Source organism: Chitinophaga skermanii, assembly GCF_003259335.1.
Lineage (GTDB): Bacteria > Bacteroidota > Bacteroidia > Chitinophagales > Chitinophagaceae > Chitinophaga > Chitinophaga skermanii.
In genome coordinates this window covers 919,195-945,424 of sequence record NZ_QLLL01000001.1, presented here as the reverse complement: position 1 = coordinate 945,424, position 26,230 = coordinate 919,195, and the positions used below count along the sequence as shown (strand labels likewise).

The 26,230-nt window shown below is 39.2% G+C and carries 17 protein-coding genes; 4 read left to right on the top strand and 13 right to left on the bottom strand.

Annotated elements, in window-relative coordinates:
* Window positions 1-57 precede the first annotated feature (57 nt).
* Window positions 58-894 (bottom strand): dioxygenase family protein, encoded by an 837-nt coding sequence (locus tag LX64_RS03795; protein WP_111596256.1) that lies wholly within the window; start codon window positions 892-894, stop codon window positions 58-60.
* 273 nt (window positions 895-1,167) lie between these two features.
* Between LX64_RS03795 and LX64_RS03790 the strand changes: the two genes are divergently transcribed.
* The gene (locus tag LX64_RS03790; RefSeq protein ID WP_148707182.1) at window positions 1,168-2,250 is read left to right on the top strand and encodes a WD40/YVTN/BNR-like repeat-containing protein; all 1,083 of its coding nucleotides are present in this window, start codon (window positions 1,168-1,170) and stop codon (window positions 2,248-2,250) included.
* A gap of 311 nt (window positions 2,251-2,561) precedes the next feature.
* Entirely contained in the window at window positions 2,562-3,215 is a 654-nt protein-coding gene (locus LX64_RS03785; RefSeq protein ID WP_111596254.1) for a response regulator transcription factor, read from the top strand.
* Here the strand turns inward: LX64_RS03785 and LX64_RS03780 are convergent.
* The 5 genes from LX64_RS03780 to LX64_RS03760 are packed head-to-tail and all read right to left on the bottom strand — an operon-like array spanning window position 3,212 to window position 9,215.
* Window positions 3,212-4,015 (bottom strand): PIG-L family deacetylase, encoded by an 804-nt coding sequence (locus LX64_RS03780; RefSeq protein ID WP_111596253.1) that lies wholly within the window; start codon window positions 4,013-4,015, stop codon window positions 3,212-3,214. The two genes, LX64_RS03785 and LX64_RS03780, sit on opposite strands and share 4 nt — an antisense overlap.
* On the bottom strand, window positions 4,008-5,393 hold the full coding sequence (locus LX64_RS03775; protein ID WP_111596252.1) for a condensation domain-containing protein: 1,386 nt from the start codon (window positions 5,391-5,393) through the stop codon (window positions 4,008-4,010). The genes LX64_RS03780 and LX64_RS03775 overlap by 8 nt, the downstream gene beginning before the upstream one ends.
* 10 nt (window positions 5,394-5,403) lie before the next feature.
* Complete coding sequence (locus LX64_RS03770; RefSeq protein ID WP_111596251.1) at window positions 5,404-5,910, bottom strand: UpxY family transcription antiterminator; 507 nt, start codon at window positions 5,908-5,910, stop codon at window positions 5,404-5,406.
* 43 nt (window positions 5,911-5,953) lie between these two features.
* Window positions 5,954-6,787, bottom strand: coding sequence for an alpha/beta fold hydrolase (locus tag LX64_RS03765; protein WP_111596250.1), 834 nt, complete (start codon window positions 6,785-6,787; stop codon window positions 5,954-5,956).
* A 28-nt stretch (window positions 6,788-6,815) separates the two neighbouring features.
* Window positions 6,816-9,215, bottom strand: a complete 2,400-nt coding sequence (locus LX64_RS03760; protein ID WP_111596249.1) for an outer membrane beta-barrel protein — start codon at window positions 9,213-9,215, stop codon at window positions 6,816-6,818.
* Window positions 9,216-9,429: 214 nt separating this feature from the next.
* On the opposite strand from LX64_RS03760, the gene LX64_RS03755 reads away from it, so the two are divergent.
* Both LX64_RS03755 and LX64_RS03750 read left to right on the top strand, forming a co-directional pair.
* On the top strand, window positions 9,430-10,458 hold the full coding sequence (locus tag LX64_RS03755) for a sensor histidine kinase (RefSeq protein WP_148707181.1): 1,029 nt from the start codon (window positions 9,430-9,432) through the stop codon (window positions 10,456-10,458).
* 1 nt (window position 10,459) lies between these two features.
* Window positions 10,460-11,188 (top strand): LytR/AlgR family response regulator transcription factor, encoded by a 729-nt coding sequence (locus LX64_RS03750; protein WP_111596247.1) that lies wholly within the window; start codon window positions 10,460-10,462, stop codon window positions 11,186-11,188.
* On the opposite strand, the gene LX64_RS03745 is transcribed toward LX64_RS03750, so the two are convergent.
* Genes LX64_RS03745 through LX64_RS03715 form a run of 7 tightly spaced genes read right to left on the bottom strand, consistent with a single transcriptional unit; the run spans window position 11,189 to window position 26,222 of the window.
* Window positions 11,189-12,292 carry a glycosyltransferase gene (locus tag LX64_RS03745; RefSeq protein ID WP_158538516.1) on the bottom strand — a complete coding sequence of 368 codons (1,104 nt, stop codon included), beginning with the start codon at window positions 12,290-12,292 and terminating at the stop codon, window positions 11,189-11,191.
* 42 nt (window positions 12,293-12,334) lie between these two features.
* Window positions 12,335-21,508, bottom strand: a complete 9,174-nt coding sequence (locus LX64_RS03740; RefSeq protein ID WP_111596245.1) for a non-ribosomal peptide synthetase — start codon at window positions 21,506-21,508, stop codon at window positions 12,335-12,337.
* A gap of 19 nt (window positions 21,509-21,527) precedes the next feature.
* A complete protein-coding gene (locus tag LX64_RS03735) occupies window positions 21,528-22,217 on the bottom strand; it encodes a 4'-phosphopantetheinyl transferase family protein (protein ID WP_211324721.1) in 690 nt (229 codons plus the stop codon).
* The gene (locus LX64_RS03730; protein ID WP_245952534.1) at window positions 22,156-22,713 is read right to left on the bottom strand and encodes a GIN domain-containing protein; all 558 of its coding nucleotides are present in this window, start codon (window positions 22,711-22,713) and stop codon (window positions 22,156-22,158) included. Before LX64_RS03730 ends, LX64_RS03735 begins: the two co-directional genes overlap by 62 nt.
* Window positions 22,685-23,587 carry a thioesterase II family protein gene (locus tag LX64_RS03725; RefSeq protein WP_111596243.1) on the bottom strand — a complete coding sequence of 301 codons (903 nt, stop codon included), beginning with the start codon at window positions 23,585-23,587 and terminating at the stop codon, window positions 22,685-22,687. The genes LX64_RS03730 and LX64_RS03725 overlap by 29 nt, the downstream gene beginning before the upstream one ends.
* The gene (locus LX64_RS03720) at window positions 23,587-25,254 is read right to left on the bottom strand and encodes an ATP-binding cassette domain-containing protein (RefSeq protein ID WP_111596242.1); all 1,668 of its coding nucleotides are present in this window, start codon (window positions 25,252-25,254) and stop codon (window positions 23,587-23,589) included. The genes LX64_RS03725 and LX64_RS03720 overlap by 1 nt, the downstream gene beginning before the upstream one ends.
* 20 nt (window positions 25,255-25,274) lie before the next feature.
* A complete protein-coding gene (locus LX64_RS03715; RefSeq protein ID WP_111596241.1) occupies window positions 25,275-26,222 on the bottom strand; it encodes a TauD/TfdA family dioxygenase in 948 nt (315 codons plus the stop codon).
* Between the last annotated feature and the right edge of the window lie 8 nt (window positions 26,223-26,230).

The window sequence follows — 26,230 nt, the reverse complement described above, 5'->3', positions numbered from 1 at the left end:
TTGTAACATCCATTGAAATCCAAGCTGCTGCAAAATTGCTTCAGCAAGATTAAAATACTAACCAATTCGAAAACAACGCATGCTAATTCCTGCGAAAACTTCTTCGTATGTGTGCGTAATGGGTTCGTTTTTTCTCATAAGCGCCAAAGCGTATAACATTGGTAAGTAGTGATCCAAGGTGGGGACAGATTTACGCGCCATTTTCCCTTGCTGTTGATATAATAATAAACTTAAAAAGTCGCGATCATCAATTTTCTTTTTCACCCATTCATCAAATTCTAATGCCCAACCATAAGGCTTTTGAGAGAACATATGCAAGGTAGATAACTCCAAATTATGTACAATATTTCCACTACCGATTATGAGAACACCTTTGTTTCGCAGCGTGTTTAGTTGTTGCGCTAATTTCCAGTGTTCGTTTAATGGTTTTGCCAAATCAATACTCATTTCCATAACGGGAATATCCGCATTGGGTGAGAGATGTTTTAATATAGCCCATGCACCATGATCTAATTCTCGTTGATCGTCGGCCTGGAGCGTCGGATTTTCTTCTAGAAAGCTGCCAGCCAAGCCGGAGGCACCTTGAACGGGGTAATAGCTAGATGTGTAATTTGATTTTGTTGAGATGAATGTATTGTCGAGCGATTGCCAATGAGCTGAGATGACTAAAATGGCAGAAGGTTTTTGGGGAAGACTTGCAGCCATTCTACGCAGGCTTTGCGTAAAAGGATTATCGAGAAATGCATTATTAGGATCGCCATGCCCGATAAAGAATACCGGCATTGTTTGACTATTATCGAAAGTAAAATTTTTACCCAGTAAGCGCTCTAAACCTTTTGCTTCCGCGATGATAGGTAAGAATGTTAATAACTTCAAGAAATGCTTACGTTCCATTTTCAACCCAATTTTTCTAAAACCGGGTGTAAATGTAAGGTGTTTTGAATGAATGAAATACGTACAAATAAAAAAGGCAAGTGCACCATGTCATTCGACCGTTGAAGTATGCGAAGCAACAATGCCTAAAAAAACCTAAACAGACCGAAACATGAAACGGATAAACATCAACGATTGTTACATCAATTTTATATTTATTTCTTGAATAAACATTGTAATTTGAAAGGCATCCCAAAGCATTCATATTCCACGAATTCATTCAAAAACACTCAGATGAAAATGAAATTAAACCTAACGCTAGTAGTCGTTTTATGTACGACTATTTTTGCTTGTCGGAAGGACAAAGAAACGCCTTCAACTACTAAAGATTATTCCATAGAATGGTCACTTGTTAAATTTCCTATTTTAGTAAGTAGCATTTCCCAAGTGAATTTTTTTGATGACTATAATGGTTATGTTGTAGGAAGATCAGAAACCATGGATACAACCTATTTGCTACGCACTACGGATGGAGGAAAGTCATGGACTTATCAAAGCATAGATAATAAATTATTCAGGGATGCAAGTGGCGGTAGTTTCCCGGGTAACATCGGTATCCCTTCTCCCACTAGTAATTTGGTATTGGCAGCAGCAGCGGCTTTTATGGCATCTAATGATGGTGGATTGTCATGGAAACAGGCAGGCAATTCATCTATAAACATTTTAAATCCTCAACTCGGCAGCTTTGTGTTTATGCAAAATGAAAATGTAATATTCTATACTTCGCAATTATACAAATCTAAGGACGGTGGCCAAAATTTCAAATCCACATCTGATAATTACAGGATGCCATTTAGAATAGTTAAAATGAAAGGCAATACTGGTTTTGCTATTTCAGGTGATGAATTTGATGCAACTAATTATAGCATAATATTGAAAACTACAGACGGAGGAGATTCTTGGAAAGTCGCTAATCATCCAGATGCAATGTCACGCAATATCACAAGCCTATTTATGTTGAATGAGAATATTGCCTATGTAGCAGTTAGTTTGTATAATGGAAATATCGGAGGAACCATTTCAAATGGTGGTGCATTGTATAAAACCACAAACGGTGGACAAACTTGGTTCCCTATAGAAACCGATGGTCAAAATCAATGGAAAACACAGCTTTATAGTCTTTACTTTTTTGATGAAATGCGGGGTCTTGCAATACATGGTCGTGGCATTTATTATACTTATGATGGTGGAAAAACATGGCAAGATGAGGGACTCCTTAAAAATTCGCGGGAAAATTACGACTGGAATATGACTACCACATCGAAAGCTACTTTTGTTGTAGTAGAAGGTAACAAGCTGTATAAACGAACATATTAAAATAACAGGAGCCTCCATAAAACATGGGGGCTTCCTCCAACTACTTGCTTCGCAGTCCGAACCATTCACAATCACAATAACACTGCATTTAAACCGCAGTGATCAATACACACCAAATCCTCCACAGTAAAGGGTTTCGCTATAAATAGGTAATTAAATTTTGAATTATAGGAATTGTTAACTAATATTACAAATACCGTTTATAAGCAGATATAGCATGTAGGACACAATTGACCAATTTTAGTGTGTTTGTTACCGCCAAGCATTGTGCTTCCGTGCATTTTATTAAGTGTTTTAGAAACCCGACAAACATGCATAACCCAAAAATTCACCTGGCACTTCTGAGTGAACACACGCTTATTAGGAAAGCACTTGTTCATATGGTATCACAAGATGCAAATATTCACGTGATTATTGATGTAGGTAGTAATGATGAGCTTTTTACCAAGCTCAATATTTGCAAAGAGGTGAATGTATTACTGATGGATTTGTCTTCACCGCTCAATAATACACTTCAACTGCTTGAAACCATCCAGCAAACGTTCCCACATATCAGCGCCATTTTAATACAGAACAATGAAGATCCCATGATGGTAAGTGAATTACTTGATAAAGGAATTTATGGCTGTATTCCCAAAACTTCTTATCCTACAGAGCTAATCGATGCCGTAAAAAGTGCTTATCATAAACAAATTTATCGCAACCAATTATTCACAGACGCTTTGTATTGGCGAACCGGTTCACTAATGAATAAACCTAAAAAACCAAAACTTAGCGAAGTCCATAAAAATGTGTTGATACTTCTCTGGCAAGAAAAAAATACAAAAGAAATTGCAGATGCAATTTTCTTAAGTACTAGTGCTGTGGAAAAAATTAAACAGTTTTTGAAAGAAGAAATGGGTGCCAAAACAACCATTGGCCTTATTAAATCAGCTATTCAAAACAATATAATTTCCATCGATTAATAGGCTCTAAAATAGGCCCTCCGGTTTGCCCAAGTAAAAAATTCGCTACTCTCTCCTATCGTAGAATGTCCAAAACTTTCATATACCACTTGGTGGTAAATGGCAAACATTCCCACTTTCCAAAACAATTCTTCACCGGTTAAATCGTGCTCTTTGTAAAACGTGCTATAACTTAAGTACGCATGCTTTTCAAAGAATTGATGTGCTGTTGTATCGCGCAGTAAATGAGCCGTCATAATATGATCACAATGATCGTGCGGGTTAAGAGAAATATCGGGATCAATGAAATGCAATACTATCTCTCCTTTTACCTGTAACGTTGAAACGTGGATGATAGCATCGAGGGTTTTAACCAACGATTGCCAATCGGTAAACTTATTACGGTCATCTACAGACTTGAGTGATGAAATATCTTGTGTTCTCAATTTCATAAGACTTTGGTAATTGTACCGCTCAAAACCCTCTCCTTCGTAGTTCCCGTCGGGTAAACGCATAAAATAGGAGGTACAATCCCCGTTTGTTGTGCAGGTAATAGAATGTCCGTTCAGTTCAATTTCGTCTAGGACTTGATGCTGCATTGGGGTTTGTGATAATCTAAACCTAATACTAGCCACAGCAGCGGCCTCTCTTGCTATCCAATAAGCATCTTCATACCCTGCATCTCCTGCTGTGGTATGAATGATGACAGTACAACAATTTTCATCAGCAATATCATTACCTACATGAGGACTCATAAATAATTGCCAATCATCTTGATGTGCTACTACATAAATAGCGGCACGTTCATAAGTTTTACTCATTTACAACAATTTTATGTAACGAAGCGGGAATAGTATCGGATTGAATAAGGCGGCGAATATATTGATCGGTGATTGATTGAATTTCCGATTGAGTGAATAAGTCGTTATCGTAAGCTACATCCAACGTAACTGCATTTTCGAATACATTTACAAAAAGGGCCAGTTGTTGATAGCACGTAATTCCTTGGGAAGCAGCTGCAGGTTTATGTTTGAATTCGTAGAGATGGTCTGGGTAATTGAGATTGAAGAACATTGGAATTTCTGCACCTACAACACCTGGTAAACAAGAGCCAACTTGTTCATATGGATAAAGTCCGTAATGATGCATTTCGAACAAGCGATTATTGACTTGTTCCAAAAACCCAGGTAGGCTGTTCTCCAATGCAGGTTCAAAAAATCCCATACCTTGAATTGTCATCCAACCAATTGAATTCTGGTATTGTTTCGTAGTTCGTGGAGCTACAGGAATGTCGATAGCAAAACGGGATTGTCCAGATATCTTATACATTTCCCATAGAAAATATCCGATAAATACAGCAGATAAGCTTACGTTATACTTTTTGCTACAATTCCATATAACTTTCTTATGATCTGCATCTAATACAATGGTAAACAAACCACCATCACTTCCACAGTAACGCCTTGTTACAGGTGCTAACACTTCTTGATCAATCCATCCGATGGCTTCCATTCGCTTTTTTACGGTATCGATTTTGGTTTGGATTTTCTCCAATTTTGCTACTTTTCTTTCAAAAGGAACACAATCATATGTTGGTAACCCTTCCTGCATTTCTCGTTTCCAAATTTCTCGGAAAGCTTGGCCAGCTTGGGTATATAAAATTTTTTCTTCCCATGCTGTGTAATGACGGTAATCGAAAACAGGAGGTATTACTACTTGGTTTGAATAAAAATACGCTCCTTCAGCATCAAACACCTTAAAAGAAAACTCATCAAAAGCCAAGTGGTGACCAGTCACCGTTACCATATGCAAATCAATTTGTAGAGAACAAACCATTACGCGAAAAAGTGGGCCAGTTTCGAAATTGAAAGCCAATGCACGTTGATGTGTTTTCTTAGCTTCCATGAAAGATTGTTGTGCTTCCCCCGCCATTCCTCGTAAGTCGAAATAATCTACTTCCAATGGCATGTTGGCAACTGGGTGAATTATTTGTAATAATCGGCCATCTTTCATTTCATAGGTTGTACGCAAGATTTCGTGCTTAGTAACAACATGTTGTAAAAATGAATTAAAATAGGCATGATCGAAGTGCGGGATAGAAAAACTGCGCTGCATATTAAACGGGTAATGATCACTCCGAATTCTATATAGCAAATATTCTCTACGTTGAATATATCCCGCGTTGGCAATGATTTTCATAAAAAATTATTTAACTCACCTTTGAAACATAAGCTTCAGGCATTTCAATCGAAATGGCTTGTTTTAACACAGGCAACTTCAAGACAAGCCTATCTTTAGAAGACTTTTTCACGAGTATACCTTCCATTCCATTAAATACACCCTTCGTAACAAGTACTTTATCTCCTGCAATAAAAATCGATTCTAAATGCACATCTGTTGCAGAAGATTCGATGATGCGAATATTCTCGATTTCCTTTTCTGCCATCTCAACCGGCTGGTTTTCGAAAGACACGAACTGTACAACACCGCTAGTAGCCAAAATTTTAAATCGTTCCTTCAAGTTTATTTTCACAAATACATAATTCCAAAACAGGGGCTCTTCCATCATTTTCATTCTATCACTCCATTGCTTACGCACCGTGCGCAAAGGAACATACGTTTCAATGCCTGCATCAGATAACTGCTTTGCCACTTTTCTTTCAGATTTGAAACGTGTATATAGTACATACCAATTGCATAAATTATTTGGTTGCATATGAGCTACATTTAAAATGCTGAGTTAATGATTGACAGATCAACTATTCGAAGCGTCCTTCTTTTGTGATAAGTCGATACGGTTCTTTAAAAAATTTGTTTGTATTGTGGTTGAATTGTTCACTGAAAACGACAGGAATTCCGTGTCCCGATCCGGGTTGTATCCACAAGTATGCGTGCGGAATATGTTCACTGATAAGGACTGAATGGCGCACCTTAATGATATCATGATCGCCTGCCACCACCATTACAGGACAATTGACGGACTGAAGTGCGCTGAGTGTTATTTGCGGCTGCTCCATCAGTAAGCGGAGTTGTTTGAAAGTGTTTGCTTGATCGGGATTCCGATCCTGTAATTGCTTCAATTCATTATAAACCGGCTTCACGATATCCAACACATCAACGTTCACAGCGGTTGTATCGGGCCATAGATTTGCTCCAGAAATGACTAGTTTCTTTACTTTGTTAGGATGCCTTATCGCTAACAACAAACCTATTATTCCACCATCACTCCATCCTACAACCTGCACAGAATCCAGTTGCATTGCCGTAAGTAATGCATCATAATCATCAGCCATCATTTCATAGGTAAGGCTATCAACACGATCGATAGATTTACCATGAGCGCGAGAATCGGCAGTAATGACTTTATATTGCTTGGAGAAATAAGGGTACTGTTTATCGAAGCTGGCAATTGATCCACCGTTTCCATGAATAAAAAGAATAGGACTACCATTGCCGTACGACTCACTATACATGCGGAAACCGCGAAATTCGAAATAGTGCCCTATAGCACTGTTATTTCCATAATCACCTTGTGCGTTGGCGGTTACAACAAGGCATAGCAATAGCCATACGAGTATTTTACTTCGTAGCATAGACGTTGTTTTTTAAGCAGTTGGACGATTAAAAGCGATCTTGTTCTTCTGTTGAACCGGTTGTTCGTTCGCGGTTCGAGTTGACTTTATACTTTCCGAAATTCCAAGAGAATGTGAGCCGCGCATTGCGCGAATCATCGCGATAGAAGTATTTCATATCTACATCGCCGTATTTTACGCGGCTTGTGGTTTGATTTTTATAGAAAATATCATTCACCGAGAATGTAATCTTTCCCTTGCCGTTCATGATAGTTTTTGCCAGCCCGAGGTTTATACCAGACGAAGACCCAGTTAGAGTAAATTCATTTAGTTGACCTGATGTATAGTAAGCGTTGATTTCGGCGGAGAATGTTTTCGTGAACTTATAAGTAAAGCCGCCATACACTTGCCAATTCCATTTCCTTTGGTTGTATAATGAATCGGCGAACGGTGCTTTATATTGATTATAGAATGCTTGAATACCAGAATACCCATCTAGCTTTCTACCAATCTTAAAGGGATAATTCAATTCGGTAGTTATGTTTTGCCAATCACCCAAGTTTTCTGCATGCATATACGTTACATTTCCTTCTTGGTGCGGTGCTTCACGGTAAATCACACGATCGGTATAACTATATGCCACTGAAAATGTAGGCCAATCTTTAGGCTTGATCGACAGCCTTGCGGCATGACTCAATTGCGGCAGTAAGGTCGGATTGCCCTTCGCATACGTTAACGAATCGATGAAATATGCGAAGGGACTTAATAATTGGAAATCCGGCCTATCTAACCTTCGACTATATGTGAAATGGATGAAAAGATTTGGATTAATTTCTTGCTGAATAAATAAACTTGGAAAGAGTTGTAAATAATCTCTCTTCAAAGCCAGCGTATCAGCCAGGTAACCTTTATTGCCAGTTCGCTCTACACGCAATCCTACTTGCCATTTTAGCTTTTTGTGCTCACCAGTAAGGCTTGCATATGCGGCGTAAATGGCTTCTTCATACTTGAAGATGTTTGAACGATGGGGATCGTATTCTCCATTCCGCGTAAACAACAAGTCATTATGGATATTCACACTCGACACTTTCAACCCTGTTTCTAACTTCAATCGACTAGAAAATGGATGTTCATAATCGGCCTTGAAAGTCCAAAAATTAAGAGGCGTTTTTCCGCGTTGGAACTGGTGTACTATTGATTGATCGGCCGTTAAAATCCTAATATCCCCTTCATTCCTATAGTAATAATCAGATACGTCCAAATCGATATTCAAAACTTTACCGGTAGAATCAAACGTATGGTTGAAATTTAGGTTAGCAGTAACGCTAGTACGGTTAATATTTGTTGTATTATCTGTTCTAAAACTATCTACCGCTTTCATCGTATGAAGTGGCAGCAAATCGGTGTATGTTCTACCTGTTCCTTCACCATTCCGGTGATAGCCACTTAGCAAAAAACCTATTACGGTGCGTTTGCTTAAGGAATAATCTACCCCGACACGGAAGTTGTATGTGCTGTACTGGTAAGGATAATAATTCGTTTGTTTGTACAACGTACCATCTACGACCCTATCATAATTATTCACTTCAAACACCGACCTCCGCATATAATCCACGTTACCAAATATGTTCCAATTTCCCTGTCGATAATTCATGGCTAAGGAACCTGTTAAGCGATGATAATTGCGATCGTCGGAACGAACATTGCTTTGATTATATGTACTAAAACCGCCACCAATTACAGCATTCCCATTAAACCCTGCCCGGTAATTCTTTTTCAATATCAAGTTGATTACACCGGCATTTCCACTAGCATCATATTTTGCGCCGGGGTTATTCATTACCTCAACCCGGTCGATATTGCTGCTTGGAATATCTTTAATTACCGATTCCATATCTGTGTACGGAGAAGGCTTACCGTTAATCATGATCACAACACCTGTTTTACCTGATAAGCTTAAATGATCATTTACTAAAACTACGCCTGGCACCTTCGACAATACTTCAAATGCAGTAGCACCTGCACTAGTAGCACTATTTGAAATATTTACCACCAAGCGATCGATTTTCTGCTCCAAGAAAGGTTTTTGGGCCGTTACAACGACTTCGTTTAGTTTCTTGGCTTGTTGCGATAAGAAAATCGCCGGTAAAGCTTGCATTGTTTCAGTGCTTGTTACAGAAATTGGGATAATTACATCTTGGTATCCCAAATAGTTTATACGCACTAAATACTCAGCCGGCAAGGCTTGTAGAGAAAATCGGCCTATTGAATCTGTCAAAGCACCCATCACTAACACCGAATCAGCTTTCTTTAATAGCAATACATTCGCATACGGAGCGGGTCCTTCGCCTTTTACTTTTACTTCGCCGGTAAGGGTAACGGGCGATTGGGCTATGGCGAGGCAATGACAAAAAACTAGGATGAAAAGGGTTGCTCCAATGGCTTTCATAATTTTATTTTTAACTGGATGAAATCCGCGCTCATCAATGCTTCGAAACAAAAGTCACGCGCTTTGATTGATTATTTTTTTTTGTTAGGTGAACGATAAAAATGTAGCTGTAGACGGGGAAAAAGTTTCCGCAAACTGTTGGCGGATAAAAGTGAGCAGTTGGCGGATGGGACTACTATAGGTGAGCCTTTTTTCTTATTTTTAAAGAAAAAGCGTGGCAAGAAAAAAAATCATCCTAACCCACATTGTTTTCTGGACCTTGTTCATTCTACTAGGTATTATTATGAATGTTGCCCTTCATAATAATATGCACATTACCTGGCAGGCATTCTGGAAAGACTTCACCGACCCATTTACTCCCATTGGCTATGGTAGAACGATTGTTGTATGTTACTTGAGCTTATATATTTTCGGGTTATTGATTAGCAGGAAAAAATATGCCATTGCCGCCGCTTCGGTAATATTGATGATTGGGTTCGACGTTTCGTTACGTTTTTTGATTGAACAGAAATTTGTAGGCCCTGTTTTCGACAAATGGCAATTTCCTGATGGTATTGCTTTTGGACAATATTTCGCGGAGAACGTGTTTTTTAGCGCTATGGGGATTTTTATTTGCTTTTTATTGAAGATTATTGATGATATGTATAGGAATGAGGTTATCGAAAAAGAAAAAAATGCTATGGAACTTCAATTCCTAAAATCGCAAATCAACCCACATTTTCTTTTCAATACCTTCAATAACTTATATGGATTATCATTAAGCGACCCCCAAAAAACGCCAGATGCTATATTAAAGTTATCTGAAATGATGCGTTATATGTTATATGAATCTAACGTAGAAAAAGTTTCCTTGCAGAAGGAAGTCACCTATTTACAACATATGATTAGCTTGCAAGAACTCCGGTATGATGATCAGACTTATATTAATTTCGATATTTCTGGGAATTTAGAAAACTATTCAATAGCACCGTTGTTATTGATTTCTTTTGTTGAAAATGCATTTAAGCATGGAGATGTAATGGATAAAAAAGAGCCTTTAATTATTAGTATCAAGTTAAAAGATGGAAAATTGGTGTTTAATTTGAGGAATAAGATCTCTTATAAGAATAAGGATCATGTTGGAGGAATTGGTTTGCAGAATGTGAAGCGCAGATTAGATTTATTATACCATAATTCCTACGAACTGGATATTAAGAATGATAATGTTATTTTTGAATCATCATTAACCGTTAACCTCAATTAATATGATTAACGTACTTGCCATCGATGATGAACCATTAGCTTTGAAAGTACTGGAAAGTCATTTACAAAAAATCCCATTTATTGAAAAAATTGTAACCACCACAAAAGTGCTGGATGCCTATACTTTAGTCGATAAAGAGCAAATCCAACTTATTTATTTGGATATCCAAATGCCGGACTTAACGGGTTTACAATTTATGAAATTGTTGCAAGGCAAAGCAAAAGTGATTATCACCACCGCTCACCAGCAATATGCGCTAGATGGATATGAATATAATGTGATCGATTATTTGCTTAAACCCATTTCGTTTGAACGCCTCTTTATTGCCACCAAAAAGGCACTCGAGCAGTTACAAATGCAAAACACATCCGTTCAAAACACAATACCTAGCCTCTCTACTGCTACTACGCCGCAGTTACAGCCGTTTATATTTGTAAAAACGGCATACCGCCTACAACGCGTGTTTTTTGATGATATATATTATATTGAAGGGGGGAAGGACTATGCCACGATTTATACCGCTGGTGAAAAAGTACTCAGCTTAACAAGTCTTTCTAAAATCATGGAGTATTTACCCTCAGATAAATTTATCCGCGTACATAAATCTTACATCGTGGCACTAGAAAAGATTTCAAGTATAGAAAAGCAACGAATTATCATCAATAATGAAGTTATTCCCATCGGCGATACATTTAAGGATGCTTTCCAAAAACATATCCGCGAGATATAATTACTTCTTTTTAAGTGATTTAATGATAGCGCCCATCCATCCAAAATAATCAACCGTAAGCTTCATGACTGGGTATGCAAGTATAAGGGAAAGTCGTCGACCTTTAAGCTCAGTTGTTTCCCCTGGTGCAATTAATAAAAGATTGAGGCACCAAGCAAGGCAGAATACATATAATCCACCGAAGAACCACATTAATTGCGTAACATTCATCACAGCGAAATACGCAATCATTAATGGCATACCCAGTATAAAAAGTAGCACAAATAAATCCACTAATGATCTAAAACCAATGCGTGTACCTTTCATAATTTGGTCTGCATAAAAGCTTTTCTCTTTTACAAAGGTTTCAATATAACCCAAATTCCAGCGTACACGTTGTTTAATAAGTGCGCGCAACGATAAAGGTGGGCGAGTGAGGGTAAGAATATGATCTGCATAAATGGCTTTAAAACCTAAACGGTGACCAATTTGCGTGGCTTCACGATCTTCTCCACTTCTAAAACCACTATGTTCTTCATAAATCGACAATAACACATCACGTTTAAAGCAGCAACCAGCCCCTGGCATCACCATTACTGTTTGATCCTTTTCGTGGAAGCGATATAAACTACGAAGCAGCGAATATTCAAGGCGTTGAAAATCAAAAACGCTACCACTACCTTCATAAGGCAACATGCGAAAATAACAACCCATGAGAGATGGATCGGCTTGCATCGCTTGCACAAGGCCTTCTACTTTCCCAGGATCATCAATATCTGTATCAAAATCTGAAAGGATAACAAACTCATGCTCGATATGCTTGAGAGCAAGGTATAATGCGCCCACTTTATTTGCATTAGGTTTAACTGTGGCAAGATAAAAAGCAGGATTATGTTCGTTAATAAAACGAATCATTTTCACAAGGCTGTTATCTGTTGAACCGTCGTCGATGATGACAACGTCAAGTTTATCCTTGTATTGTTCTGCTACATTTGCAAAGTATTGTAATCTACGTTCGAGATTACAATTAGATGCTTCATTGTATTGCGGAATAAGTAGCGCAATACGTTGTTGTTGACGAGGAGCATTGAGTACCCAACTGAGGCGGGTAGCTTTTTTTTCCATATCCTTGATCATAAACTATTGAAATTGAAAGGAGTTAGAATGTTATACCATAATTTGCGTATCTGCACTTTGTTCTTCTTGAACTGCGCCAGCTTGCAAATGAATTGAATTGTATTGGAAGAGATCAGAAACATTGAGGCGTTTACCAAAGGTTTGGTTGACTTGCCTGTATAATTGAATAAGCTTAATTGAATCGCCACCGACTTCGAAAAAGTTATCGTGGATACCGACTTTCGAGATACCCAGTAAATCTTGCCAAATAGTACAGAGTTGCTGTTCTGTTTCGTTGCGAGGCTCATCACTACCAGTAACTAGTAAATTACCCGGTTTGGGTAATGCTTTGCGGTCTATTTTGCCATTACTCGTGATAGGGATCGAAAGAACATTGACCATTAAACTAGGTACCATGTACGATGGTAACCGTTGTTGTAGGTATTGTAGAATATTGTCTTTATCAAAATTATCACTCACTACATAAGCGACTAACTTTCCTTCATTAGCGATGACTACATTTTGTTGTACTAGGCCACTTTGTTGTAGCGTTGTTTCAATTTCTCCTAGTTCTATTCTATAACCACGGATTTTTACTTGGTCGTCGATGCGACCATGGTATTCTATTTCACCGCTGGCAGTCCAGCTTGCAAGGTCCCCGGTTTTGTAAAGGGTTCCTTCACCGAATGGATTCGTGATGAAACGTTCTGCCGTTAATGCCGGGTTGTTTAAATAGCCCAAGGCTACCTGTACCCCGCCGATATATAATTCTCCTGGTACCCCAACTGGAAGGCGGTGTAAATTTTTGTCGAGAATATAAACATCTACGTTCTGGACCGGGCGACCAATCAATACTTTTTCAACTGCTTGGCATAATGGTACTTCCCAGTAAGTAACATCTATAGCTGCTTCAGTGGGGCCGTAGAAGTTATGTAACTTGGCGTGGCCGAGTTTTTCTTGGTACATCGAAACATGGGATGCTAATAGGGCTTCCCCGCTACAAACTACATGTTGCAAACTTTCACAAGCACCTGCTTCAATATCACTTAAAAATGCTCCCAGCATACCTGGTACAAAATGCAAAACAGTGACACCTTCTTCTTCAATTAATTGTCGTAAGTATTGGCTATCTTTTTGTCCCCCGGGTTTTGCTAAAACCATGCGGGCTCCGACCATCAGCGGAAGCATCAATTCCCACGCCGATACATCAAAGCAATAAGTGGTCTTTTGCAAGATAACGTCGCTACTTTGAAGAGCGTGGTAATGGGCTGCCCAGCTTAAACGGTTCACCAAACCTTCGTGCGCATTTACGACGCCTTTGGGTTGGCCCGTGGAGCCGGATGTATAAATAACGTATAATGGATCTCGCGGCGTAATCCCGGGATCGAATATATCTTTGGAATAGGCTTCGTAGCGACAATTATCAATCTCTATTTTTACTAAGGGGGTTGATAGCTGGGTGTCACTCGTTGTTAGCACAAAGCCAACTGTGCCACCGTTACACATGTACGCGATCCTTTCTGCAGGGTAACTGGGATCTATGGGAACATACGCGCCTCCAGATTTAATAATCCCCAGCAGGCCAATTACCATTTCGAAAGAGCGTTCTAAACACAGCGGGACAATACTGCCACGTGATACACCCTGTGCCTGCAGGTAATTCGCTAACTGGTTACTGCGTTCTTCCAACTCCGCATAGCTCATATGTTTGCCACTAAACGTTAACGCTGGCTTATTTGCGTGTAAAATTGCAGCTTCGCGCAGTAAATCAACCATGGTTGACCCAACCGGGTAAGCAGCACGTTCGCCTTGGAAAGATTGCTGCTGAGCGTTTTCAGCCGGTGTAAGTAACTCGATTTCTTCGATACGTTGCAACGTCATAAGTTGCTGCAAGGTGTTCTTGAAATGACCTGCCACCATCGAAACGGTTTCTTCGTTCAGTAAACCTGCGTTGTAGCTGAAGTTGATCTGCAAGGTGGGGTTCAGTTCTACCAAGATCGTGAGCAGGTAGTTGGTATGCTCTGCTAGCTGGATATGGCTAAAGCGTAAACTTCCTGCCACGTTCGAAGTATCTTCTACCGGGAAGTTTTCAAACACCAACAAGCTATCGAATAAATCACCTTTTACACCGGCTAATTCTTGCAATGTACTCAACGGTGCGTAACTATAATCACGGTTACGCGTATGCTCATCCTGGATAGTAGCAAGCCAGCTGTTAATATTACCACTATTTACTTGTGTACGTTGTAAAATAGTATGAATATAAAGTCCTACACGCTCCTCGCTATGCGCTATATCTGTAGGTCTACCCGATACCGTTACCCCGAACAACACGTCTTCACGGCCACTATAACGCGACAATAAATAGCTCCAAGTTCCTTGCACAAGCGTATTTAAAGTGACACGGTTCCGTTGTGCGAAAGATTGTAACGCAGCATGTTCCCCTTCGTTGAGTGCTAGTTGAATTGAACCGGTATTTGCACTGCCTTGGTTGCGGGCCACGTTCGCTGGTACAAACGGTAGCAGGCTCGGTGTTTCAAAACCACGTAAATACTGCGACCAATGTGTTACTTCCGAAATAACATCACGCTTTTGAAGGTACTTTGTAAAGGTCGAGAAATTGTCTACTTCGAAAGAAACGGGCTCCCCGCGTAGTAGCGATTCATAATGTGTTTGAAGGGCCTTGATAACGATGGGAACCGACCAACCGTCGAGTAAAATATGGTGGAAAGTCCACACCATCAATGTTCGGCCGTTACTTACTTCTAGTAGCGTTACACGCATTAACGGTGCTTGTCTAAAATCGAAGCCGGCTAAACGGTCGCCCGTTAAGAAACTTTCTACTTCGTCTTCTTGGATTAAGTACTTTGAAAAAGGGAGGGAAACATGGCCATGTACGACCTGTACGCCGTGGGCTAGGTGTTCATAGTGAAAAGAAGTACGAAGAATTCCAAATTGCTGTAATACTACATGCCATGATGCGCTCAATAGCTTCTCATCAACCCCGTTTACCTCCGCGGTAAACTGTTCTACGTAAGTGCCGGCATGATTATCCATTAATCCGTGGTATAACATGCCCGCCTGCACTGACGTTAAAGGGTGGACTTCTTCAAAACTTTCAAGCGCACGTAACAATTCAAACTCTTCGCTACTTAATTTTCCACCTAGCCCGGTATCCCAAATTGTAGGGGTAATAACTTCGGCATTGATACAATGACGAATAATATTTGTTAAGTGAAATAAATAATCGTTGGCTAACTTCTCTATTGTTCCTGCTGCAAACTCCAACGTGTTATAACTCCACGTGAATTGTAAACTTTCTTCAAAAATATATCCATCTACACCTAGCTGCGCCGGGTAAACATTCGTGGCTGCGCTAGCTTCACCTGTTCCTTGGAGGATATCAGTACTTTGGGTTAAATAACTTCGTCCTACGACCAAGTTGCTTAGACGACCAAGATAGTTAAATAATATACAAGGTGTATATACTAACCCAATATTTTTATTAAAATATTTTGAGATACCGTAACCTAAACCTTCGTATGGAATACCCCGCAGCGATTCTTTTGTGCTAATGATTACATTTGATAGATCCCCCGTACTAGATAACAAAACGGGGTACATCGATGTAAACCAACCTATTACACGGCTATTATCGGCACCAAACCCTTCCCGGCCATGGCTTTCTAAGGTTACTACATGCTCGTTCAAACCCGTATAACCTTGCAAGGTTAATTGTAAGGCTGATAAGAGGATGTCATCAATTCTTGTGGAATAAGCTTGGTGAACGTTTTGTAAAAGTGATTGTGTTAAATGGGCAGGAAGAGAAACTTGCAACCTGCGCATATCTCCTATTAAACGTGGTGTTTGCAAAGCGTGGTCTACTGGTAGGGGTTGAACGCGGGATACAATTTTCTCCCAGTAACTTGCTTCCTTCAATAACACCGGGTGATCTTTCAACCCAATTAAACGTTCAGCCCAAGCTCTATAACTTGTTGTTCGATTGAGCACCGGCAACGGTTTATCATCAACAATACAAGTAATGTAGCTTTCCAAATCCTCGCATAGTATACGCCAAGAAACCCCATCGGTACACAAGTGGTGCGCGGCTATGAACAAACCATTTTTCACTCCTGGTAGCTCAAGTAAAACTACCCTGGCAATTGGACCGTTTTCAATGTTCAATCCTTGTTGAACCTGGGTGCAAATAGTTGCAATATTGGTGGTTTCTACACTTATTGTCTCGACCGTAATTCCAGCACCGTTGTAATACTGTTTCCAACTTCCATCTTCTCCAAGCAAATACCTAAAACGCAGTGCATCATGTTCTTTACACAAATGATCAACAGCAGCTTGCAATTGCGATGCAGTTACTTCTTTGGAAATATCAAGTAAAACAGCTTGGTTATAATGGTGCAAATTCTCATGCCCCTGTTCGAAAAACCATTGTTGAATAGGCAACATAGGACTTTCCCCTTCCAAGGGAAGTACAGGAGCGACAATATCTTCTAGCTGGGTTAATGAACTAGATAATTGAGCGATTGTTTGGAATTGGAAAATATCGCGTGGTTTTATATCTAATCCCAGCTTGCGGGCACGGCTGACTACTTGGATACTCACAATTGAATCGCCACCGACTTCGAAAAAGTTATCGTGGATACCAACTTTCGAGATACCCAGTAAATCTTGCCAAATAGTACAGAGTTGCTGTTCTGTTTCGTTGCGAGGCTCATCACTACCTGTAACTAGTAAATCCACCGGTTTGGGTAATGCTTTGCGATCTACTTTGCCATTACTCGTGATAGGGATCGAAGGAACATTGACCAATAGGCTTGGTACCATGTACGATGGTAACCGGTGTTGTAGGTATTGTAGAATATTGTCTTTATTATCACTCACCACATAAGCGACTAACTTTCCTTCATAAGCAATTACTACGCATTGCGAAACGTAGCCACTTTGTAGTATCGTTGTTTCAATTTCTCCTAATTCTATTCTATAACCACGGATTTTTACTTGCTGATCGATTCTTCCCAAATACTCCATCTCTCCAGCATTCGTCCACCGTACTAAATCCCCACTTCGGTATAATTTCTCACCGGGGCTGAAAGGATTATCAATAAAACGTTCAGCCGTTAAGTGAGGATTATTATAATAACCTCGTGCCAACCCATCACCTTTCACATATAGTTCCCCAGGAACACCAGTAGGTAACAATTGCATATCTGCATCCATAACCAAGCAACCCAGCGTGGGAATTGGAATACCAATATTGCTAATACCAGCTGCAATTACGTCATCACCAATTTCTTTAAAAGTTACGTGTACCGTCGTTTCCGTAATACCATACATATTTACCAATTTGCACGCAGGATAATGCGTATACCAATTGCGCAAATAAGCTGTGTTCAATGCTTCACCTCCATAAATAACGTAGCGAACATTCAAGGAAGGATAAGTTTTACAAACTTCCTCTTGTAAAGCATAAAATGCTGTGGGAGTTTGATTAAGTACAGTTACATTCTCTTCCTGTAGTATTTTTGCAAAATCAAATGTATTGCGAGCGGCAGAAGGAACAATCACTAAACATCCGCCATATAATATGGCACCATACATTTCCCATACAGAGAAATCAAAACAATATGAGTGAAACAATGTCCAAATATCGTTTTCATTGAAATCAAATAAAGGTTGTTCGTTGAATAATAAACGTACCACTTGTTGATGTTCTATCATCACGCCTTTAGGGCGGCCAGTAGAACCGGAGGTATAAATAATATATGCTAAATCATTGGGGTGAATATCAACGTTCAATTCACTTTCATCTGAATACGCATAATGTATCGACTCTACAAAAATTTTCTGGATATTAGTTTGTAAAACAACATCCTCTCGTGTCAGGATAAAGAGAGAAGCTGTATCTTCTAACATAAAATCAATCCTATCTTGTGGATATTCAGGATCAATAGGTACGTAACAAGCTCCAATTTTTAATACTGCCAGTATGCTAATTACCATTTCGAAAGATCGTGGTAAACACAATGGTACTAAACTTTTTGGCTGCACCCCACTTTTTAATAAATGATGAGCTAACTTATTACTTGCTAAATGTAACGTATAATAATCCATGGATTCCCCTTCGAATCGCAATGCAGTTTTAGAAGGGAATTTCAGTGCCACTTCTTGGAATAATTTTACCAAATTAGTATGCCGATCCCAGTTAACAACGGGCATTGATAATAGCTTTTCTATTTCTTTTTTTGGTAAGATTGAAATAGAAGAGATAGATGCTAAGGGTGTCTCTATAACAGCATCTAGTACTTGTAGGAAGTGGTCCGTCATATTCTGAGCAGTACTAGGCAGATACTGTTCATTAAATTCTAGCCAACCTATGATATGATCTGTATCGAGATGAAAATCCCATAGTAACCGAAATTTACTTGTTGTCCTTATAACTTCTTCATGCTTCCATATACTAGTAGTAGTTTGAATAGTTTGCGGCAATTGTTGATCTTGCAATACCATCATAACATCAAAAAATGGATGGCTTTCTAATGATCGTTCTACCTGCAAAGTATCTACCACTTTTTCAAATGGTACTTCGCCGTGCAAAATCGCAGATAAAGTATTTTCCTTTACCTGCTGCAATAATTGGTGTACGCATTCAGTTCCTAATACTTGCGACCTAATAGCCACTGTATTTGCGAAGTAGCCTACGGATGATTGCCAGTTAGGATTTGGTCGATTAGAAAGCACACTCCCCACGCAAACATCTTGCGCACAGTTAGTATATTTATACAATAATATTTTCAAAGTTGTGAGCAACACCATGTATGGCGTAACTCGTTCTTGTTCGCATAAGTTTTGTAATTTCTCCCATCTTTCATTTCCTATTACAAACTTCACGGCTGCTCCCTTTCTCGTTGGTTGAGTAGCTGGAGCAAAATCTGCAGGTATTTCCAAACGTGCACAATCTTTTAATTGATGCGACCAATATTTCAATGATGGATTCCAATCACCATTTTTCAACGACTCTCGTTGATATAGCGCAAACGAAATTGCGCTATTATCAACCTCAATCATCACCTTCTCTTCTTGCCGCAATTGATCATAAAAATTCAATAAATTACTTATAATAAATTGTAACGACCAACCATCTGCCACCATGTGATGAACGGATAAGTATAACTTGGTCGTTCCTTCGAATGTTTCGAACCCAGCTCGGAATAATGGTCCTTTAGTAAGTTCGATTGCTTTTGTAAAAAACGCATTTGCATCAACTATTCTTTCTAATATGGGCACTTCAGAGGAAGCCAAGAATACGCTTTCGTCGTACATAATAAAACGCGTTGCTAAACTAGGATATTTAGCAACAAGCAATCTAAGGGCCTCATTAAAATAAGGAACATGTAGAATATGATTTGTGCTATAAGAAAAATTAATATGGTAATGAATACTTCCTTCCAACTGGTCAACTACCCAAAGCGCTTCTTGTGTAAAAGAAATTGGTAAATTTTCTTCAGGAACATAATTTTCATTCTCAGCTGCATAAATATCTTTCGCTGCAAGTGAAATATTTTGTACAGTTTCAGCCTTAAAAGCATCCGCAAATGAAATAGCATGTAGATGTTGAAGTTGTAACCAATGTACAAACCGCAAAATCGACAATGAATTTGCTCCAAACGACAATAAGCTATCATGTAGTCCAAGATCTGGTCGAGCAAGTTGTGCTCGCCAATATGATAAAATAATGGAGGTTAAAACCGAATCGCCTTCTTCTGTAGAAACTTGCAAATGGGATTCGTAAATTTCCAACAATGCACGTTTATCCACCTTTCCATTGGAAGTTTGCGGGAAACTGCTCACTTCAATAAATGCGCCTGGTACCATATATGCCGGCAACTTTGATTGCAAGTAATTACGGATACTGCCTTCTTCAAATATTTCATTTTCTTCCAATTGTAAAAAAGCTATCACTTGCTTTCCTCCCGCCTCTCGAACTGCCACAACAGCATTTTTTACGCCGCGCACATTTTGTAAGCAACATACAATCTCGTTTAACTCTACGCGATGCCCATTTACTTTCACCTGTTCATCCTTTCTACCTATGAACACCAATTCTCCATCTTCAGAAACCGATACAATATCGCCCGTTCTATACCAACGTTCATTTTCTGCATCTACAAATGAAGCTGCTGTTTCAATAGGACGGTTTAAATATTTAGCAGCTACCTGTCGGCCACCTAACCACAATTCATCCTCTACAATTTTAGTTTTAACATCTCCAACCGGGAAACCTATTGATAAAGGTTTATCCTTTTCTACTTTCGCAACAGTTGCCCAAATTGTGCATTCCGTTGGGCCATACTCTTGGTATAACTCTGAAAGGGGAAAATTTGCATAATGTAATCCCATCAAGCTTTCATCTAAAGCTTCTCCTCCAAGAATTGCTCTATGCGAACTCGTTGCTGGAATTATATTCACTTCCAATAAAAAACGATAATAAGACGGTACGCACACATATGCATCAACAGGGTTTTGTAGCAACAAACTATTTAATTTCTTTGCATCCTTCAGCGTCTCGTCGCTTGCCACAATTAATGAGGCCCCACTACTTAAACTCCACCATATTGTAGCTAATGATGCATCGAAAGCAAAAGATGGCATTAGCAAAAGACAATTTGCGTTTCCGTAATAATTTAAACGAGCAATTGTCGAAGCATATAAACTATCATGTGTTACAACTGTTCCCTTCGGAGAACCTGTTGAACCCGAGGTATAAATAATATATGCATTACTTTGCGGATCTATTTTTTTTGATTGAAAAGCTTTCCCAACATTCGGAATACTATTCACACGAAGGACTGGGATATTAGCGTCAAAATCCTTTATATCAGTTATTACTAACTCTACACCAGCATCCTGTAAAATATTTAACACACGCTCCTTAGGCGTATTGGCATCAATTGGTAAATAGGTTGCTCCTGCTTTCATTATAGCCAACATTGCCACAACAAATGATTCTCCTCGATGCATATAAACAGCTACGGCCGCATTCTTCGACAAACATAGTTGCACAATATATTGCGCCCATTTATTCGATTTCCTATCCAATTCTTCATATGTACACACCCCGCTTTCGGTTATAACCGCCAATGCATGCGGATGCAAAGCCACTTGTTGATGATATAATGAAAGTACGGTTGCTGTAGCGTTTGTTGCCATGAACTGATTTTTTTATATGCTAGAAAACAGGAGTTTGAATAATAGAAATTTGGTCATTTGTACCGGGTAAACATGCTATTGTACAAGCATAGCCATGTACAATTTGCACGGGGATTAACTGCCACTCCGCACGATCCGTGAAGGCTTGGGTTAACTTTGGGAGAATGTGTATTGATTGCAAAGGTATATGCATACCCCGACCATCCGCCTTCATAACGGCTTCTTTAATAGTCCAATAGCGGTAAAACAAATTGAGATCTTTCCCGATGATTTGCCATTCTTGCTGTGTAAATACCTGCTCGAAGTCATCCAGTGCAATGGGAGAAATTTTTTCAACATCTACCCCGATCTTTCTATCACTTACAAGCAATACAACAAGATCTCCCGCATGAGAAATATTGAAATCAATTGGAGAGTTTAGCAAATATGGTCGACCATACTTGTCTTTCCTAAGCTGCTTACTGTGCATATAGCAATACTTTTTCAACATTGCCTTGCCTGCTAGCGATGCAGCTGCCGTGGGTATATGTTTGGGAAATTGAAGGTGATATTTCCACTCAGCTGGTAAATCCAATTGTTGCCAACTTTCTTCCCATGTTTCGTTTGTAAACGCAGGCAATACAGTGAAATACAACGTTAACACGGTACTAGTTTTTGCTAAGCTTACCACTTCCCGGTGAATCGACTTGTACGAAAGATGGGTTCCCATTATAATACACGCCTCCACTTCCTGAAATAAATCCCACCAATTTTTCACCACAGGAGAAATAACTTTGGCCGCTACCGCTGGCATTGAAATACACTTCCTTTACAAAACAATTTTCGGCTTTCACGTGCCCACTTCCAGAAGAATTACAACTCAACTTAGCCACATCACCAGCCAATGTAAGTTCTCCAGATCCAGAATTACATACTTCTAACAAACCAGCCTCCAATAATAACTCCATACTACCACTACCGGAATTATACACCTGTAAAGCTTCTACAGCAGTCGTAACTGGCAGCACAATTTGAGCGCTGCCCGAATTACGAAGTGTATGCAAAGTGGGCGTTGTAATATGAATTTCTATCGATTGTGAGGGTTGTAAACTAATGTTACGTAGTGTACCAATGGTTAAGCATTCATTCTTAACTTGTGTTTTGATATACGGCAAAATATTCTTGTCGGCAATAATCTCAAGTTTCGTTGATAAGCCTTTCTGCACAACAACACGGGTTGTTGCAATGCTCACATTGATTTGTTGGAATACTGGGATTTCCCTGGCTTGGCTCGCCATTTTCCCATTGCCCGGAATAACCATCGAGCCCAATTTCAGCGTTGACATCAGTATACTTGGAATTTTTGATAAGCTCATGCTTACTATGTTTAGAGGGTTGTGGATGCTGAATAAGAGTTGAAAAGGAAAGAATTGTTTGCAAAATAACAGGTTCTTTCCCTTGAATGAAAAAGTGATGTCCTGGCATAGTTTGTATCTCAACAAAATTATTGACATCATTCCGCCATGCATTCACTTCTTCCGGGGTTATATTTTCTTCGCTGCCATTAATTACAAGTACGGGTACTGGCAACTTGAAAGCTTCGTGTTTATAGGTTTCTACAAGTTGAAAATCGGTACGGAAAATATTTTCCACCAAATCTTGATACGCTTCGGTATCCCGGATTTCCTGCGGTGTTCCTCCATATGCATATATGGCTGCCCAAAACTCATGCTTAGGTAATAGATGAAGCTTCCGTACTCGCTTTCCTGTTTGACTAGGAGCCATGGTTCCCGTAAATGCGCAGTATTGAGGAATGGGATCACCTTTTTGCAGTAAATATTTTGTCAATAAAAACCCCAATAAGCTACCCATTGAATGCCCGTAAATAATGTACGGACCTTTCAGCTGTGGTCGAATTTGCTTATATAAATCTTCTACTACTTCTTGTAACGAAGTAAGCGGTAATTCTTGCATACGCATACCATGCCCCGGCAATTCGGGCAATATACCTTCTACGCCAACTGGCAAATTTTTCACGTAATTACGATAAGCAAACTTAGATCCACCAGCATATGGTAAAAAAACAACTTGCTGTACCATTATCCTACAAATTGTGGTTCTAATAATGGTTTCAATAATGCATCTTGCACAATTCTACCTTCTTCGAACTTAATAACACGGTCGGCTTGGTTGATATAACGATCATCATGGGTGATAAGAATAATGGTTTTCCCCATAGATTTTAAACGATTAATAATTTCTTGGTAGAAATATGCACGGAATGCAGGGTCTTGTTCTGCCGCCCATTCGTCCATAATTAATACATCGCGGTTCTCTAAAAGGGAATAAACAAGTGCAAGACGCTTTTGCTGTCCTTTTGAAAGATGATGTTTGAACCAATTCTTAGATGTATCGATGCGGAGTATATTCCGCAGCTGTACCATATCGATTAATTGGGATAACTGTACATTTTGTTCGCGAATATCAAACTCGTCGTAGTTTTCGGAGAAAAGATGGTTACTCGTGAAAATAGAAGACAATTTATCACGGTATGCGTCGGCATTTGACAAGTCAATTTTCTCACCGTTATAATAGATGTTTCCGCTTTGGGGGATGTATAAACCAGTGAGCAAATTCACGAAAGTACTTTTACCACTGCCATTCCCCCCTTCAACAAACACCGTTTCATTTTTCCTAAGTGTTACATTTACTGGACCCAATGAGAAAACTAAGCTATTATGTTCATCGAAATACGTGTATTCCACATTTTCAAAAACGATACTTTCGAAAGGCTCTTTAGATAAATTCACTTTTTCGATCATGTCGGCTGTTCTGAAATCTTCCACTTGTTGATCCAAATCCTCCATCTTCTTCAATGCTCCATCAACCCTAAAATAAAATGGAATATTTCCCAAAAAAAAGTTCATCGACTCTAACATGTGTAATACAATCAACAAACAGACCGTCATTTCTGCAATGGGGAAATTTAAAATCCGTGGAAATAGAAACACGATAGACCCAATTAACAAATACCAAGTAAAGCGAGAAATAAAACCAAAAATGGTGTCTTTAGTATATGTTTGTATACTCAGCTTTTTCTTCGCCGCACGGTTGTTATAAATGAAACCACCAAGAATGTTATCGGCACGTAAAATGCGCATTTTAACTTCTTTATAACCATCCAAAAAATCGGTCATATAGCCGTAAAATTGATCCTGGTAACGCTGTATAGCCGAGAATTCATTCTTAATAGTAATTCCACTTCGAATAAAACCGATGGATAATAACACCAAAAAAACTGTGAAGGTAGCTGCCACCGGTACATTCACGGTGAACATATATCCAATACTACACAACACGATGATCAAAGTATTGGCAGAAGCCACGAAAGTGCGAGGAAATTCTGCTAAAATCCATGAGTCGCCTAATGCTGCATAAATTTTCTGTTTCCCCATTTTTTCAAATTTCTCGTAAGTAGCATGCTTCACTTTAGTAAGCACCGAGTTCTCGTAGTTGACTAACATTTCGTTAGTCAATACTATCAAATACTTCTGCGAGATAATATTACAAGCAGCCGAAAATGCAATAATTGACAAGTACAATACCCAATCATACGCAGGCCAAATTGCCACCGGTTGATTGGTGATTGCTTGATTTATAAAATATAAAATACCACTGTAAATAAGAGAGTTCCCTAACCCCAACAGGATAATAAGCAAGTAAAAGGCTTTCGACCTACTTTTCAATAAACGAAGAATACGTTTCATGGATTAATTTTAAAAGATGGCTAAACGGACATCGACACTAATATTTTACGATCACCTTTGTATGGCATACGACCATGAGCTACCAGCACATTATCCAACATCAACAAATCACCTTTCTGCCATGCAACAGGAACCGCCGTTTCATCCACAATGCTTCTCACTTCATGAATCATTTCCTTTTCAATACGTGAGTCATCTCCAAAACAACCATACATCGGTAACTCTTCTTCCTGGTTATCGTACAACTCCATCAATGTTTCATAAATTTCTGGACGCAAATGGCAAGGATGAAACTGATCTACTTGGTTAAACCATACTTCCTCTCCACTTACAGGGTGCTTCAATAAGGCATCTTTACGCTGAATAATTTTCAAGCCACCATCTTCTTTCCATTCAAAATCCACGTTACCTTCTTTACAAAAGTTCTCCACTTCATTTTGAGATTCTGTTTCGTACGTTTGTTGCCAAGAAGGGCCAACACCACCGCCATTATGCAAGTTCCTAATATAGGTAACGCCCTTCTGTGTAAACGTTTCTAATAATTCAGGACGCATTTTGCGAAGAATTTCACGACCGTCAGCAATGGGTGTTTCTCCCCCATGTTGTGCAGGTGTTACACAGAAAAAGAATAAACGCGAAGGCCAACGATTAGAAAAAGATAATTCGTTATGAAGCGTGATATAGAAATCTGCATCGTATTCTGTTGAGGTATAAATATTCTTCGCCAGTTTTGTACGCGGTGAAAAACCGTCGACGTAATTGACGAATTTATCCGAGATAAATGACATCACATGTTCGAAATCATCTAAATCACTCAGGTCAATACCTTTAAATAAAATCGCTCCTTTTTCATGTAAAAGATCTGTGAGCTTGGCTTCATTTTCTTTGTACCACGCAATAAAAGTATCGCGGTTATCGCCGTTAAAGCGTACCACTAAAGGAAATCCTTGTTCAAAAACTGGGTTCATATGTAGAA